Below are 14,103 nucleotides of genomic sequence, written 5' to 3'. Positions count from 1 at the left end.
CCGCCTGCTTGCCTGCCGCAGATCCCGGCGGGTGACGCTGCGCACGCCACCTGCCGGAGCCGTTACGCAGCCGCCAGCGCCTCCAGATGTTGCGCGAAGCCGCCGCTGCCGCTGGCGGCATTGATGTGGTCGAAGTAGTCGTACCAGCCACTGGCGCGGATGCCGGCCAGCAGGGCGTCACGCAGCGACGGATCCGGAAAGCGCCAGATGCCGAGATAGCGATGCGTGCTTGCCGCGTCTATGCCGGCCAGCGTCTCGGCCAGCGCCAGCACTTCCACGCCCATGCTGGACAGCGGGCCCATCGCGGCGCCGATGCCTTCCAGGAACTGCGAGCGCTGTGCAGCAGGCAGGGCCAGCCAGTTGGCATTGGGTGAGTAGAGTTCCACCAGATAGTGCGACACGTGTTGCTCCTTGGATTGCAGAATGCGCGAAGCGCGGTTGCTTGAGTTGCGTTGTCTGCGTGGTCTCAGCGCGGAAGATTGCCGGCGACCTTGTCGAGCAGGGCGGTGAGCTGGCGGCGCTCGTTGCTGTCCAGGTTGCCGAACAGGCCGGCGATCCAACGGCCGTGCTGGTCGAACACCTTCTTCGCCGTCTGCCGGCCCTTGCGGGTGAGGTGGATGCGCAGGGCGCGGCGATCGTTGTCATCGGCGACGCGTTCGATCAGCGCTTCGCGCTCCAGTCCATCGAGCAGACCGGTGACCGTGGCGCGGCTGACGCCTGCGCGCTCGGCCAGCACATTCGGCGCCAGTCCATCGGTGGTGGCGTCGAGCAGGAACAGCAACACGAAGCGACCTTCGGACAAACCATGCGGGGCGAGCAGGCGTGCGCAATCGCGGTCGATGGCCGCTGCCAGCGACAGCGTCTGGAAACACAGGCCAATGCCATCCACGTCGGGCAGCTGCCGGCGTTGGGCTTCCTGGATCAGGGCGTTGTACTTCTGTTCGAGTTCCATCGCAGTGGTGGTATGTAGTTAGGTGGCTAACTATATCTGCATCCTGCGTTTCTGCAAAGCCAAACTGCCGGTGCTTCCAGATGCCGGAACGCGCGCACCTGCGCGATCTCCAAAGAAAATGGCGGACCACTTGCGTGATCCGCCATCGCGGGATCCGGCGAGGAAGCGTGCCGCTTTACTGGGTCGCGGCTTCCTGGTTCCAGGCCGCGACCTTGGCCTTTGCGGTGTCGAGCATCGCGTCGAGCGCGGCACGGTCATGCACCTGGCCGCGCAGGATCACGGTGTTGATCGAACGGGTGGCTTCGATGTCCTCCAGCGGGTTGCGCTCCAGCAGCACCAGGTCGGCGGTCTTGCCGGTTTCCACCGCACCGTAACGGTCCAGCTTGCCGAACCATGCCGGGCCGGCGCGGGTGGCTGCGGTCAGCGCCTGCGGCGGGGTGAGGCCTTCACGCACGTACAGGCTCAACTCGTTGTGCAGGCCGATGCCGGGATAGTTGTACGAGTTGAGGAAGCCCGCATCGGTGCCGGCCATGATGCGCACGCCGGCTTCCTGCAGCATCGGCAGTACGGCCGCGACCTGCGCGTAACGCGCATGGCGGGCCTGGATCTGCTCCGGCGTGGCCTTGGCCGCGCGCTCCACGCGCCAGGCGTAGGTCTTGCGCAGGCCGGGGCCGATGTAGGCCAGGTAGGCATCGTTGTCGTGCGGCTCGACGTCGAGGAAGTCGATGATGCGGCCGCCATCCAGCGTCGGTGTCACCGCCACGCCGAGTTCGGCGAAGCGGCGGTAGGCGGTCATCGCGGTGTCGCGGTCAAAACCGGCATGCAGGCGACGGTTGGCCTCGGCGCGGTCGATGCGGCCTGCGGCGAAGTCGGCGGCAATCGCGGCTTCGTCCTTCACGCCGGCCTTGTAGGCGTAGTCCAGGTGCTCGATGGAGCTGATACCGGCATCCACCGCCTGGCCCACGGTGAGTGCCATCGGGATATGCCCGGAGGTGCGCAGGCCGCGCTGCTTGGCCTGGCTCAGTGCGTACAGGAACAATTCGGGCGTGAGCGTGCTGTCTGTGATCTTGACGAAGTCCACCTGGTCACGCTGCTCGCGGTCCAGCGCGGCGTCCACGCCGGCCTTGTCACCGGCTTCGATGGTGCCTTTCCACACCGGTGCGATGCCTTCGATCTTGGCGCCGGAGGTGAAAAGCTGCGGCCCGAACAGCTGGCCGCTGGCGATCTGCCCGCGCCACGACAACACCTGTTCGGCCAGATCACCGGAGGCGTCGCGCACCGTGGTGATGCCATGAGCCACGTACAGCGGCAACAGCGCCTTGTTTTCTTCGATCAGTTCCGGGCCGCCGCCGAAATGCACGTGCATATCCCACAGGCCGGGGATCAGATAGAGGTTCTTCGCGTCGATGGTCCTGGCCGCGCGCCACTGGCGGGCCAGGGCCTGGTCGTCGCCGACGGCGACGATGTCATCGCCACGAATGACCACGGTCTGGCTGGCGCGGGTGGTGCCGTGTTCGACATCGACAACGGTGGCGTGGCGGATCAGCACATCGGCGCTGGATTCGGCGGCAATGGCGGGTGCAGCAGCGGCGAGCAGCACCGACAGGGCGAGGGACAGCGGGGTTTTCATGCAAGTGTTACCTGTGATGTGCGGCGGGTACGGTGGGGATGCTGCGCTCAGCGTGCGTTGGCAGCGAGCAGCAGGCGGATGTTTTCGTTCTGCCGGCGTTGGCGTGCGTGCTGCAGGGGCGTGACGCCGTCGCCATCGGCGAGATTCACGTCGGCGCCTGCGTCGATCAGCAACTTCACGATGGCCACGTGCGCCGGGCCACCGTCGCCGAGGATGATGGCTTCCAGCAGCGCGGTCCAGCCGAGGTTGTTGACATGGTCCACCGCGACGCCGGCATCGATCAGCGTGCGCACCACTTCGACATGGCCGCGCTCGGCGGCGGGAATAAGCGCAGTCCCGCCGTAGCGATTGGTGCTGCGCAGGTCAGCGCCGTGCTGAAGCGTGCCGCGCAGGATCTCCAGCTGGCCGCTGGCGCCGGCCAGCAGGTAGGCGCTGTCGTTGATGGCGTCCTTGGCGTTGACGTCGGCTCCGGCGTCGATCAGCGCCAGTGCGGTGGCTGTCTGCCCTTCACGCACGGCGGCAAGCAGCGGCGTCCTGCCATCGGCATCACGTGCTTCAAGCTCGGCACCGGTTCCGAGCAGACGGCGGACGTCGTCCACGTCGCCTGTGCTGGCGGCGTGATGCAGCTGCCGGTTCCGTGGGTCGGCGTCGGCGCCTGCCGCGCAGGACGCGAGCATCGCTGCCGCCAGGGCATGTGTGGTGATCCAGTGGCGGGCTGCCATGGCTCGTCTCCTGATGCGTGGCGGCCTGCAAGGGCGCGCCGGATGCTTGCCGGGCAAGCGTTTGCGCCGGGTATGCGCTGATGCTACAAGTCGCCCATTCCATCCAGAAATTAAATATGTCGATGGGCGACATTCGTAAATCAAATAGGCCGGCATTCGATCTGGACCTGCTGCGGGCGCTGGTGACGGTGGCCGACTGCGGCAGTTTCACGGTGGCCGCCACGCGCCTGCATTCGACCCAGTCCACCATCAGCCAGAAGCTGCGGCGGCTGGAGGACCTGGCCGGGCATCGTCTGCTGGATCGTGGCGTGCGTGACGTCCGCCCGACCGACATCGGCGAAACCGTGCTCGGTTACGCGCGGCGGATGCTGGCCTTGAACGAGGAGCTTGCCGAGGCGCTGTCCAGTGGCGGTGCGCCGATCACCATCCGCCTCGGTGTGCCCGAGGACTTCGCTGCCGGCCGCACCACGCGGCTGCTGGCCGAGTTCAGCCGCGATCATCCGCGGGTGAAGCTGGAAGTGAGCAGCGGGCTGAGCCGCGCGTTGGGCGAAGGCTATGACCGCGGTGAGCTGGATCTGGTGCTGGTCAAGCAACGTCGTGGCAGCCGCGAGGGCGTGGCCTGTTGGCCTGAACCGATGTGCTGGATCGACGGTGCGGCCAGCCCGGCCTTTGACGCCGACCCTGTGCCGCTGGTCGCGTTCCCGCCGCGCGGGCTGTATCGCGAGGACATGATCGATGCCATCGAAGCATTGGGACGGAAATGGCGCATCAGTTTCACCAGCTCCAGCCTGGGAGGTATCCAGGCAGCGGTAGGCGATGGCCTGGGCATCAGCCTGCTACCGGCCCGTGCGGTGACGGCGGCGCATGTGCTGCTTGGGCCTGACAGCGGCTTGCCGGTGATCGACAGCATCGAGCTGGTGTTGCTGCATCGTCCATCCGCCGATCCGGAGGTCAAGGCCTTGGCGACGATGCTGATGCGGATGCTGGGAGAGGCGAACGCGTAAGAGCGAGGCGCTGTCCGGCGCCGCTGGCCGGCGCGATGCGGGCAGTGGGTAGCAACAATTCAAACCCGGCTTTGGCCGTATGGATGGCGCGGGTTACCCTCGGCGGTTCCTGATTGCGTCAACGGTGCTGACATGCGGTGTTTCCTGCTACTGACCTTGCTCACCGTGGCGGCCGCTGGCGCACGCGCTGCCGACGCGCCACGTCCTTTCACCCGCGCCGACGCAACTGCTGCCATCGCCGACATGCGCAAGGTGGTGGTGCCTGGTGGCATCGAGCGGTTGGAGAAGGTGCGCATTGGCGGCATCGACCAATGGGTCAGCATCCGTGGCAACGATCCGCGCAACCCGGTGCTGTTGATGCTGCATGGCGGCCCGGGTTGGGTGGCGATGCCGACCAGCTGGTACTTCCAGCGTGGCTGGGAGGAGTACTTCACCGTGGTGCAATGGGACCAGCGCGGTGCTGGCAAAACGTACGCGGCCAATGATCCGGCCACCGTCGTGCCGACCATGACGATCGAGCGGATGAACGCCGATACCGAAGAAATGGTTGCCTGGGTGCGCCGCGAACTGGGCAAGGAGAAGATTTTCGTGCTCGGCCATTCCTGGGGCAGCTATCTGGGCCTGGAGCTGGCGCGTAAGAAGCCGGAGTGGCTGCACGCGTACATCGGCATGGGCCAGCTGGCCAATGGGCCGGAAAGCGAGCGTCGGGGTTGGGCGTGGACGTTGCAGCAGGCGCAGCAGGACGGCAATGCCGAGGCCGTCGCCGATCTGCAATCGGTTGCACCTTACGCGCAGGGCAGCACGCCGGTTCCGGTGGCGGACGTGATGAAGCAGCGCAAGTGGCTCAACCACTACGGCGGCATGGTGTACGGGCGCAACGGTGGCGGCGCGGAAGCGGCGGCGATCAAGCTGGCGCCCGAGTACACCGACGCCGATCTGGCCAAGGTGTGGCAGGGCAACGAGGCCTCGGAGAATGCATTGCTGTCGGATGTGCTGAACACCGATTTCAGCAGCGTCCGCTCGATCGAGTGCCCGGTGATCCTGTTTCTCGGGCGACACGATGTGAACGTGTCTTCGACGGTGGCTGCTGAATGGTTCGAGCAGTTGCAGGCCCCTTCCAAGCGCATGGTCTGGTTCGAGAATTCCGCCCACGAGGTGATGAACGAAGAACCAGGCAAGACGTTGTTGTCGTTGGTGCAGTTGGTGCGACCGTTGGCCGAAGACGACATACCTGCTACGGCGCGTTGACTACGGGGTAGATCGGCGGTCGCGCCGTGCGCGGCGCATCGCCACATTTGTACTATGCGCCGCACAGGAGTTGAGGCTGATTCCTTACTTGGCCACACGCCGCAGTCAGCGCTCAAACAACGCGGACTGCCAGACGGCCCCCGGCAATGGCATGACAGCCGCAGGCGAGCTTGTGGCCTTCAAGCACCACCGGCTTTCCTTGCATTTTTCGCGTTGGGTGGCCTTCAACGAATTGGAAAGTTCCACCGTGTAGCGGGCATGAAGCGCTATCACCGAGTATCGCGATGGCCTTGCCGCTTACTGCATGGCTGGAGGCAAGTTGGCAGTCAGTCACCTTGCCACCGCTGCTGGTGGCATCCCCCAGACAAATCGGCGCGTTCATCCGCCGCGTACCCGGCGCATGAAGGGATCGAGTTGGGTGCCCATGGGGTTGTTGAGGGCTTTCTCCTCATCGTTGGGTGGGCGCACCATCTGGATGCTGACACTACCGTCGTCACCGGCGTAGACCACGGCGCTGGCCCCGCCTTCGTGGTAACTGGCCACTGCGCCCAGTCCGATCTGCACCAGCGGGCTGGTCAGGCCGATGTTGGCGATGCGCCGGCCGATGTCATAGCCCTCATCGACATTGCCCAGATCAAGCCCATGACCATCGTTGTTCAGTGCATGCAGGGCGTTGTTCAGGGCAACGGTCAATTCTGTGCCGTCATGGCTGTCGTAGAACACGCGGGCCGGCGCGTGGCCTTCGGGCAAGGTGGCCAGCGCCTGCTTCCAGCCTTCGATCATGGCCTGGGTCTGCAAGGCGGGTTTCAACGGTTTGCTGTCGGCGTCGCGCAGGCTCACCTTGATGGGGCGATGCAGGTGGCCCAGATGCGGGGCGTCGTCGAACTCTTTCACCTGGTGTTTGGCCCAGCGGACCGGCAGCCATGGGGTGGGTTTGAAGACGCCGGGGCCTTTGTTGTCGGTTTGTTTCCACAGCTCGGGCAGGGCGGCATGCCAGTAGTGGGTGGGCATGACGTTGGGCGGGCGGGCAGTGTCAGAACCGGTCTTACGTGCTTCCTCCGTGTAGTGCTCGTATGCCTGCGTCTTCTTATCGAAGAAGAACTTCCAGAGCTTGCCCAGATCGGTACGGGTGTCCTGGTTGTCTTCGTCATAGTCAGGCGCGAATGGACGCAGGTAGCGATCCACCCTGTCGGTGCGTGCAACCAGCAGCGTTGCGGTGGTGTCCTCTATTTGAGGAACGTAGTTGCCGTCGGCCATTCGAGGTGTTCCCAGGGGGCTATAGCGGTTGCGCATCACATCGCCGTCACGCGTGGCGATCACTGCCATCGGGACTTCCGCGTTGGTATCGAACAGCCCGAACAGCGCATCGATCATCTTCTGGGCGTGGGAGGTGTTGGAGTCCTCCTGCCAAAGAAACAAGGTCACCCCGAGTGAGCCCTTGTTTCGTCCCTCGCCGACTAGGCCAGCGGCGCGGATGAAGTCCCGCTCGCCGATGTTGGGCGGTTCCACCGCGAAGGTCGGAATGGGCCAATAGGCTACCGAGTCGGTGGCGGCATATCGGAAAGCAGCACCGGTATTGATGCCTGCATACACCTGCCGTGATTCGGTATTATCCGGATAGTCCTTGGGGTCCTGCGAGTAGATCGACACGAAGTTGTCGCGCTTGCGCTGAATCATTTTCCAGACCGGGGTCTGGTGGTTGCCGCCGGGAGCAAACCCAACACCGCGCAGCTCCAATGACCAGGTGCGTGCATCGTCTTGCTCGTGGACCGAGGTGCGGATGGTGGCTGCATTGGGCGCTGCATCTTCCGAATAGGCGAGTGCTTTGAATCCCCAATGCCCGCCGTAGGCCACTGCCGCCAGCGCGACGATGCCAACAAGACCCCAGCCAATTGTGCTGCGCATATAGCCCATCTCCATGTCGTTCATCGTGCTGGTGCTGCCGGATGTGCCCATGACCACTATCCACACGGTCCATAGCAGGCTCAGGATTGCAGCCGTCCAGCCGTAAGGTGCCAAACGCGGCCGTAGAGAATGAAGGGTCCTCACAGGCTGCCACCGTAGAGAATGATGCCGGTCACCAGAGAGGGCATCCTGTCGAGATTGACGAGTGAAGCGGGCGGGAATACACCCGCGTCGTAGTAGTTGCTGGAGGCGGTAATGAGCCTCTTGGCGTGCTCACTCAGGACTTTCCATTTCTTGTTGTCCTGCATCAGTTCAAGCCGCTCCGGCGTCATCCGCCAGTCCGCCATCCAGACCAGCAGCTGCCGCCAATCCGGATCATCCAGACTGAAGCCCTGGCCAATCGCCACATCCATCGCGGTGACCCAGCGGTGGTTCTCCGGATCGCGCAGAATGGCGGAGTGATAGCTGTTGTTCTCCAATTGGCTCTTTGCTTCTCCCATCCATTCTCGCGCCTCTTCGGGCGTCATTTCCCGTTCCAGATGTCTGCTGTACATGCCAACGCCGCGTACGGTGCGCACGGCGCGGGTTTGCTTGTTCTCATCTTCCGATTCGCTGTTGAACTTCGCGCGGGCCGCTTCCTCGCTCATGCCGTTGTAGCTTTCCGGCAATGGCTTCCAGGGAAAGTCCGCACCGTCCTTGCCCAGCGCGATGTTGCGCGTGACGTCGTCATGCCGATCCTGCCCGAGGGTGGTGGGACTGCCTTTGACCGCTTCGCCACCGAACATCTGCGGGGCATGCATGGGGACAAGTGCTTCGCCATTGGTCCACAGAAGTTCATCTGTGCTCATTGCAACCGAGACGGCGCTTTTTGTGGACCACCCAGCTGCATGGCGAGGCTCGCCCTTGGCGCGTAGCTGCTGCCGGCCGGGCTCCGCACCCACCATCACCGGCTTGCCGTCACGGTGTCGTTTGGTCCACAGCCGCTGGTGGAAGCGCAGCGTGCGCAGCTTGTCCATTGCAGGGGAGCCATTGGCCAGGTCCGGCACACCCAGCGTGCCGATTCCGGATACGTCATCCAGCCCCACCGTGGCATCGTCAGGGCTGAAGTACAGGTAGACCTTGCCGCGGTTGTCACGCTCGGGAAAAACCACGGTGCCTGCACCTTTTCCAATACGTTGTCCCTGGCGGGCGTTCCAGCACGAGCCCGCGCGGCCGCGTGCATCAATGTGCCCCTGAACGAGGCTGTCCAGCGTTGGCAGTGCGTAAGGGCTCTTGGTGACCTGTTCGACGATACGTACCAGTGTGTCGAGCGTGCTGTGCCCGCCAGGCGTGGGGCCGGTCAGAATCGAGTAGGGGCTGGCCACCATGATCACGCAGTCGGCGCAGCGCTTCTGCCGATCCACCAGCAGTGCCTGCGCCAACAAGGTGATCAGGGTGCCTTGGCTGTGCCCCATGATGGTGATGGTCTCGGACGGGAACAGATCGCGGATGGTGCTGACCAGGGTGGCCAGGCGTTCGGCGGCCAGCACGAAGTAGCGGCGGTGTGGGCCCTTGCCCATGTACTGGCTGTTGGGCAGGGTTGCGTTGGCTACGTGGCGAACTGCGCTGTCGAAGCCTGGGCCGTACATATCCGGAAGATTGTTGGTGGCATTGGCGAAGACCCCACCGGCTTTGCCGAAGTGGCGGTCCAGACGATTGCCATGCTTGTCCTGATACTGGGTGCGGACCTTGGTGGGATCGCCGCTCCTGTCGCGCCGTATTTCGCTCTCGGCCGCGCGGTAGCCCCAATAGAAGGGAATCATCACGCTCTTGGCATGCTGGTCCTTGCGCAGGTAGAGATGGGTGTCGGGATCGTCGATCATGTCGCGGGTTCGTTGGTCCCGCGATGCTTCCGGCATTCTCTTCGCCGCCCTGTAATCCACGCCATAACGCCCCGGCCGCATATCGTTCCGGTCCAGGCGTTCGTTGAGGCCCCGGCAAAGCCCTTCTTCGACGGAGGCATAGCTGGCGCCGGGATCGTTGACCCCGTGCAGAAAGATCACCACACCTGGGCGTGAGCGCGATACGGGCGTGTTGCTCGGCACCGTCGCATTGGGAACAAGCCGGCTTTGGCTCACGGTCTCGTAGTTGCTCACTTGAACACTCCTGTTCTCACTGTGGCGTCCATGTCATCAATCCAGCGGAGTCGCCTCGATACGATCTTCGTATCGGGACAGAAGCTGCAAGATTTCGGTATTGGCCTTGTAGCGACTTTTCAGGTCTTTCAGCAGCGCATCGGTACCGACGCATGCCTTATTTGCCTCATCGATGACACGATCGAGCACCTGCGGACTCTCCGGATCAGGGGCGGGAATCTCGCCTCGCAGGTGATGGCAGAGGTTCCTGGATCTAACAAAATCCCGAAGAACAGTTCCTTCAGGTTCATGGGCGCATGCCACCATAAGACAGCCAGCTAGTGCGAAGGGAGAATGACGTTGGACATTCCACATGACGCGACACCAATCACAACTTGTCGCCAAGACGGGGATACGGCATCAGCATGAGTGCGTCACATGCGTCCGCCATGCATGCGAAATATCGATGCTCATCGCCACGCGACCAGATGACGCCGGAACCGGCGTTGATCGTGAATCTCCATAGGTTGCCATCTGACAGAAGTTCGCCGGTGACCTTGCATGGCGCCGTATTGAGTTCTCGAAAATAGGCCTGCGGATCGATCGGCTGACTCTCAGAAAGAACAAAGAAAGCACTTTCTTTTGTCATCTTCCACTGTGGACAAACCTGGGTCGCCTCCTGCACTTGCGACGAAGTTTCATCGCGCTGTACTTCGTAAACTGATATCAGACTGATCGAATACTGGCGATAATTCTCAGATGATGGGTTCTGGGAGCGTGACTGGCAGGCTGTCAATGCCGCCATACAAGCCAGCACCTTCACCAAGTGTCTTGTACGAAATCTTGTCATGCTCGTAGGTATCCGAACTCGTTATGTTGAACTCTTTGAAGAGAACTGCGATCAGTCGAGATACTGATTCTTGTTGATGGCCGGTAGCGGGATCCCAGCGTGCTTCTTGAGGGATATGTCGAGCGACAACCTCTATTCCGATGCTGTCTTCATTTATTGGATACCGCGCGGGATAGGTCTTCCTTATCTCGTGATCGTGTTTTCCCTTATACGAAAGCAAGTTCAACTTTCGCTCCTCGTCGCCAACGCATGTGCCTTCGCGAATACACCGCGGCGCAATGGTTCCTACATGACGGGTAAATTGCTTCAAGCTGGCCGTCTGGTAGATCGCACCATCTTTGTCAATGGTGAAGTGCGTTCCGTACCCGCTGGACCTGTAGGCAGCCAAGGCACTTTCTACCGTCGAGCCAGCCGTGCGATGCATCACGATAGCGATTGGTCCTCGCAACGGACCGCCCTCAAGTTTTTCTATCGGTTTGAACATGAATCCCGCGTTCTGCACATAGCCAGAGTCATCAATGTAGACCGGTACCCGTAATCGCACTGGCTGCCGTTCGGCCGCAGGGCTGGAATATCCACGACCAACATGGAAGGACTTATGCATGTGGTATCTCCTCATCCAGCTCCACTTGGAGTAGTTCCACTGCAGTGGCCTTCACAACATGAGTCATACCGTCCGTGTCTGTGATTCCGTGCTCTGTGTCGCCGCTTTGCCGAAGGATCTTGTAGCTGCGGCGCGCTAGGGGAAGGCCGGTGAGATCGGAGAACAACTGAAACTGCTGGATATAGGGACTGTCATGCGGAGAATCCGACATATGGGAGATGGCACGCTGTGTCAGGCCTGCGTCCTCGGTCTGTCTGAAGGCTTCGACGGTAACCTTCTGCATGGTCCCGCGCTCTACACGCACACTCTGACCATCAGCCCCCGCAGTACCTTCCACCTTCTGCCCATCCTCCAGCACGAGGCGATAATCCAGGCTGGGGACCGCAGCATCACTGTCGCCCTCGTAGTGAAAACGGTACTGCCGCGCCGCCGGGTCATGCCCGAAAGCGGGAATGGTGACACCGTCTGTCTTCGGCCCCAGCCAATCGTGTTTGGTGCCATGCACCTTCACATCTCCTTGCGTGCCGATCTCTATGCCGTTGCCAATGCGGATGTAGCTGCCGTCATCGGCCACCAGGCGGATGGTGGGGGCGGTAACCAGTACTTCGCCCTCGTTTGCCGATGCATGCAGCGACTTCTGCGCATTGAGCGCGATGTCGGCATCTTGCGTCTGAACCAGTACCTGGCCACGGTTGGCTATGGCCTGGATACCGCCATCCTGCGCATAGATGGAAACGCCAGCACCTGCCTGCAGAAGCGTGACGCCACCACTGACGGACTGCACGTTGTCGGTGGCAACAATGTCGTGATTGGCGCCGGCATAGTGCAGCTGCGACTGCGGTGTGGTGCTGAGGATTCCCGAATGACCAGCAATGGCCACAACCGGCGCGCCGGTCTCACTGCTGGATTCGGACCAGGCCGTGATGGCGTTCTGCAGGCGATCCATGCCGTCGTTGTCGCTTTGTTGGGCGCCGCGCTGGCTGGCGGTCTGGCCTAGGCCGCGAAACAGGTCGATGCAATCGTCCAGTAAGGCCAGCAGTTCCTGCCGGTCCAGCTGCCCACCTCCGGCCAACTCGCGAGCGTAGCTGGTGATCAGGACACCATGCGCAGCGCGTAGCGCCAATGCGGCGTCCGTGCGCAGCTCAGCGCCTTCTCCGCGTGGCTGTGCCTGGCCATCCGCGCGTGACGTACTCAGCTTGCCCAGATTCAACTCGCTGGCAAATGATGTGGTTGCCAAGCGCGTGCGAACCTGGCCGGGCGTGTCATCCATCAGCAACTCGCTGTAGCCTTGCCCGCGATGCTCGCGTGATTGGATGCCGGAGAGTGCTCGGTTGCCAGGAAGCCCACTGCGTCCGCTGAAAGACGGGGGCGCATGCTGGCCGTTGTACAACGTGCCTACTACTACGGGCCGGTCAATGTCGTTATGCAGGAAGGCAACCAGCACTTCCTGGCCAACCCGCGGCACGAACTGATGGCCGAAGCCGGTGCCGCTGCTGGGCATGGCCACGCGCACCCAGGTCGAAGCGCGCTCATTGCTAGCGGCCGTGCCATTGGGGTGTTCGTCAGGGCGTTGCCAGTGGAACTGAATGCGTATGCGGCCCAATGCGTCGGTGAACACTTCTTCACCCGAAGGACCGACGACGGTGGCGGTCTGTGGCCCATTTGCGGTCGGACGGTCCAGGGTGCCGGCGTAGCGGGGCACCAGGGTGACGTCTCTGTGTACGGCAGTGAAATCCACCTTGACGTTCTCATGCAGAGACGCTGGATTCGTGTCCATCCCATCATTGCTGAGAAGGCCTGCTTGCTCCAGTAGTGATGGAGGTAGCTGCCAAGCTTCCGGTGCGTTGTTGCACAGCCACAGCGTGGTGCTGGTAACGACGAAGGTGCGTTGCTGTGTGCTTTCACCGGCATGCGCAGGGTGGTCTTCGAGGAGAATGCTCTCGCCGAGGCGCAGGCCGACGAGGGGCCCTTGGCCGCAGAACGTGCTGGCCTGCAGTTCTTCAGCCTGCATCCGCAATCGTGCGTAAGCGCCCAGCTCACGTCCGTGGTCCGCATAGTAGGGCGCCTCCGCCTGATAGCTGGTCAGGGTGGAGGTTGCCTGCCGCCCGCTTTCACTTTGCTCGAACGCGCTTTCATCCTCGCCTTGCAGGCGCGCGGCCACCAGGTAGTCATGGCTGGTCAGGCTGACGCGGCTTTGTGCCAGATGTCGCTGCGTTGTCCATCCGGTCAGTCGCTGTTCCGGCTGGCCAACTGCATCGGCTTGCGCCCGGTAGTGCAGTGTGAGCGGGACCTGATCCCGGTATGGCGCTGTGTCGGTGAGGACTAGTTGATGCCCATTGATGCTGTTATGGCGATCGAAGGTGAAATAGTAAGTAATGCGTTCTTCGGCTAGTAGGCGATCGATGAAGGCCAGGTCACTTTCGTTGAACTGCACGCAGTATGAGCGCACTGGATGGGAGCGCTGCAGTTCCCTGGTGTGCGTGAACGCCGCCGCTATCGCAGGGTTGCGTTGGCGGTGCTCATCCAGAATGGTCGTAACGATCTGCGGCACGCTTTGGTCCTGGAAAACGCGGCAGGTGCGCCTGCGATCCAGTAGTGACAGCGCTGATTCCACCTGCAATTCAACGGTGGCGAAGCTTCCAGTACCCTCACGTTTCCCGGCAACGGTGACGATCCCGGCCAACCAGCGGTGTTGGCCGGGGCCGATGTCCACAGCGAATGCCACGGGCTTACCCAGTACCTGCTTCAGATCGACGCCTTCAGCGCCGCAGAAGCAGGTGGCGTTGAGCAGAAACGGGCGATTGAGTTCGTCGCGGTAGCGGATGCAGTACGGCCACAGTGGCGGGTGAACGCCCGGCCCGGTCCACTCGATATCGATCAGTCGTTGGCTGGAATCCATTCCAGTCCACGCGGCTTGAGTTAAGCGCTGCATGAGTTCATTCCGTTGGGCCTACCTTGAGGAAGGCATAGGGATGCTCAGCGATCACGCCTGCCGGAGGCTATAGGAAAAGCCTCAAAAACTAGACATCCGTACGGTCGTTATCTGATTCATGCTTTGATGAGCCGATGTTTGA

Annotated in this window: 12 protein-coding genes; 2 read left to right on the top strand and 10 right to left on the bottom strand. The window is 62.4% G+C overall.

What is annotated here, in order from left to right; translation table 11 throughout:
- Positions 1 to 62: 62 nt before the first annotated feature.
- From LR961_RS15520 to LR961_RS15505, 4 genes are all read right to left on the bottom strand, one after another.
- A complete protein-coding gene (locus LR961_RS15520; protein ID WP_232150844.1) occupies positions 63 to 401 on the bottom strand; it encodes a DUF6616 family protein in 339 nt (112 codons plus the stop codon).
- Positions 402 to 466: 65 nt separating this feature from the next.
- Positions 467 to 952, bottom strand: coding sequence for a MarR family transcriptional regulator (locus LR961_RS15515; protein ID WP_232150843.1), 486 nt, complete (start codon positions 950 to 952; stop codon positions 467 to 469).
- Between the two features lie 175 nt (positions 953 to 1,127).
- Positions 1,128 to 2,582: an amidohydrolase family protein gene (locus tag LR961_RS15510; protein ID WP_232150842.1), complete on the bottom strand. Its 1,455-nt coding sequence runs from the start codon at positions 2,580 to 2,582 to the stop codon at positions 1,128 to 1,130.
- Between the two features lie 47 nt (positions 2,583 to 2,629).
- Positions 2,630 to 3,259, bottom strand: coding sequence for an ankyrin repeat domain-containing protein (locus LR961_RS15505; protein WP_332311045.1), 630 nt, complete (start codon positions 3,257 to 3,259; stop codon positions 2,630 to 2,632).
- A 167-nt stretch (positions 3,260 to 3,426) separates the two neighbouring features.
- Here LR961_RS15505 and LR961_RS15500 point away from each other — a divergent pair, with 167 nt between their 5' ends.
- Together LR961_RS15500 and LR961_RS15495 are read left to right on the top strand one after the other, a co-directional pair.
- Positions 3,427 to 4,308 carry a LysR substrate-binding domain-containing protein gene (locus LR961_RS15500; protein ID WP_332311044.1) on the top strand — a complete coding sequence of 294 codons (882 nt, stop codon included), beginning with the start codon at positions 3,427 to 3,429 and terminating at the stop codon, positions 4,306 to 4,308.
- 132 nt (positions 4,309 to 4,440) lie between these two features.
- Positions 4,441 to 5,556 (top strand): alpha/beta hydrolase, encoded by a 1,116-nt coding sequence (locus LR961_RS15495; protein ID WP_232150839.1) that lies wholly within the window; start codon positions 4,441 to 4,443, stop codon positions 5,554 to 5,556.
- A gap of 378 nt (positions 5,557 to 5,934) precedes the next feature.
- Here the strand turns inward: LR961_RS15495 and LR961_RS15490 are convergent, their stop codons facing one another.
- From LR961_RS15490 to tssI, 6 genes are all read right to left on the bottom strand, one after another.
- On the bottom strand, positions 5,935 to 7,512 hold the full coding sequence (locus tag LR961_RS15490; RefSeq protein ID WP_232150838.1) for a DUF2875 family protein: 1,578 nt from the start codon (positions 7,510 to 7,512) through the stop codon (positions 5,935 to 5,937).
- A gap of 89 nt (positions 7,513 to 7,601) precedes the next feature.
- Positions 7,602 to 9,596 carry a DUF3274 domain-containing protein gene (locus tag LR961_RS19335; protein WP_232150837.1) on the bottom strand — a complete coding sequence of 665 codons (1,995 nt, stop codon included), beginning with the start codon at positions 9,594 to 9,596 and terminating at the stop codon, positions 7,602 to 7,604.
- Positions 9,597 to 9,632: 36 nt separating this feature from the next.
- Positions 9,633 to 9,785, bottom strand: coding sequence for a hypothetical protein (locus LR961_RS15480; RefSeq protein ID WP_232150836.1), 153 nt, complete (start codon positions 9,783 to 9,785; stop codon positions 9,633 to 9,635).
- Positions 9,786 to 9,963: 178 nt separating this feature from the next.
- Entirely contained in the window at positions 9,964 to 10,380 is a 417-nt protein-coding gene (locus LR961_RS15475; protein WP_232150835.1) for a hypothetical protein, read from the bottom strand.
- A complete protein-coding gene (locus LR961_RS15470; RefSeq protein WP_232150834.1) occupies positions 10,331 to 11,029 on the bottom strand; it encodes an N-acetylmuramoyl-L-alanine amidase in 699 nt (232 codons plus the stop codon). The genes LR961_RS15475 and LR961_RS15470 overlap by 50 nt, the downstream gene beginning before the upstream one ends.
- Positions 11,022 to 13,961: a type VI secretion system Vgr family protein gene (gene tssI, locus LR961_RS15465; protein ID WP_232150833.1), complete on the bottom strand. Its 2,940-nt coding sequence runs from the start codon at positions 13,959 to 13,961 to the stop codon at positions 11,022 to 11,024. Before tssI ends, LR961_RS15470 begins: the two co-directional genes overlap by 8 nt.
- Positions 13,962 to 14,103 lie beyond the last annotated feature (142 nt).

The organism is Stenotrophomonas sp. SY1 (genome assembly GCF_021202945.1).
Classification (GTDB): Bacteria; Pseudomonadota; Gammaproteobacteria; order Xanthomonadales; family Xanthomonadaceae; genus Stenotrophomonas.
Note: the sequence above shows the minus strand (reverse complement) of the source record. Positions and strands in the feature narration are given on the sequence as shown.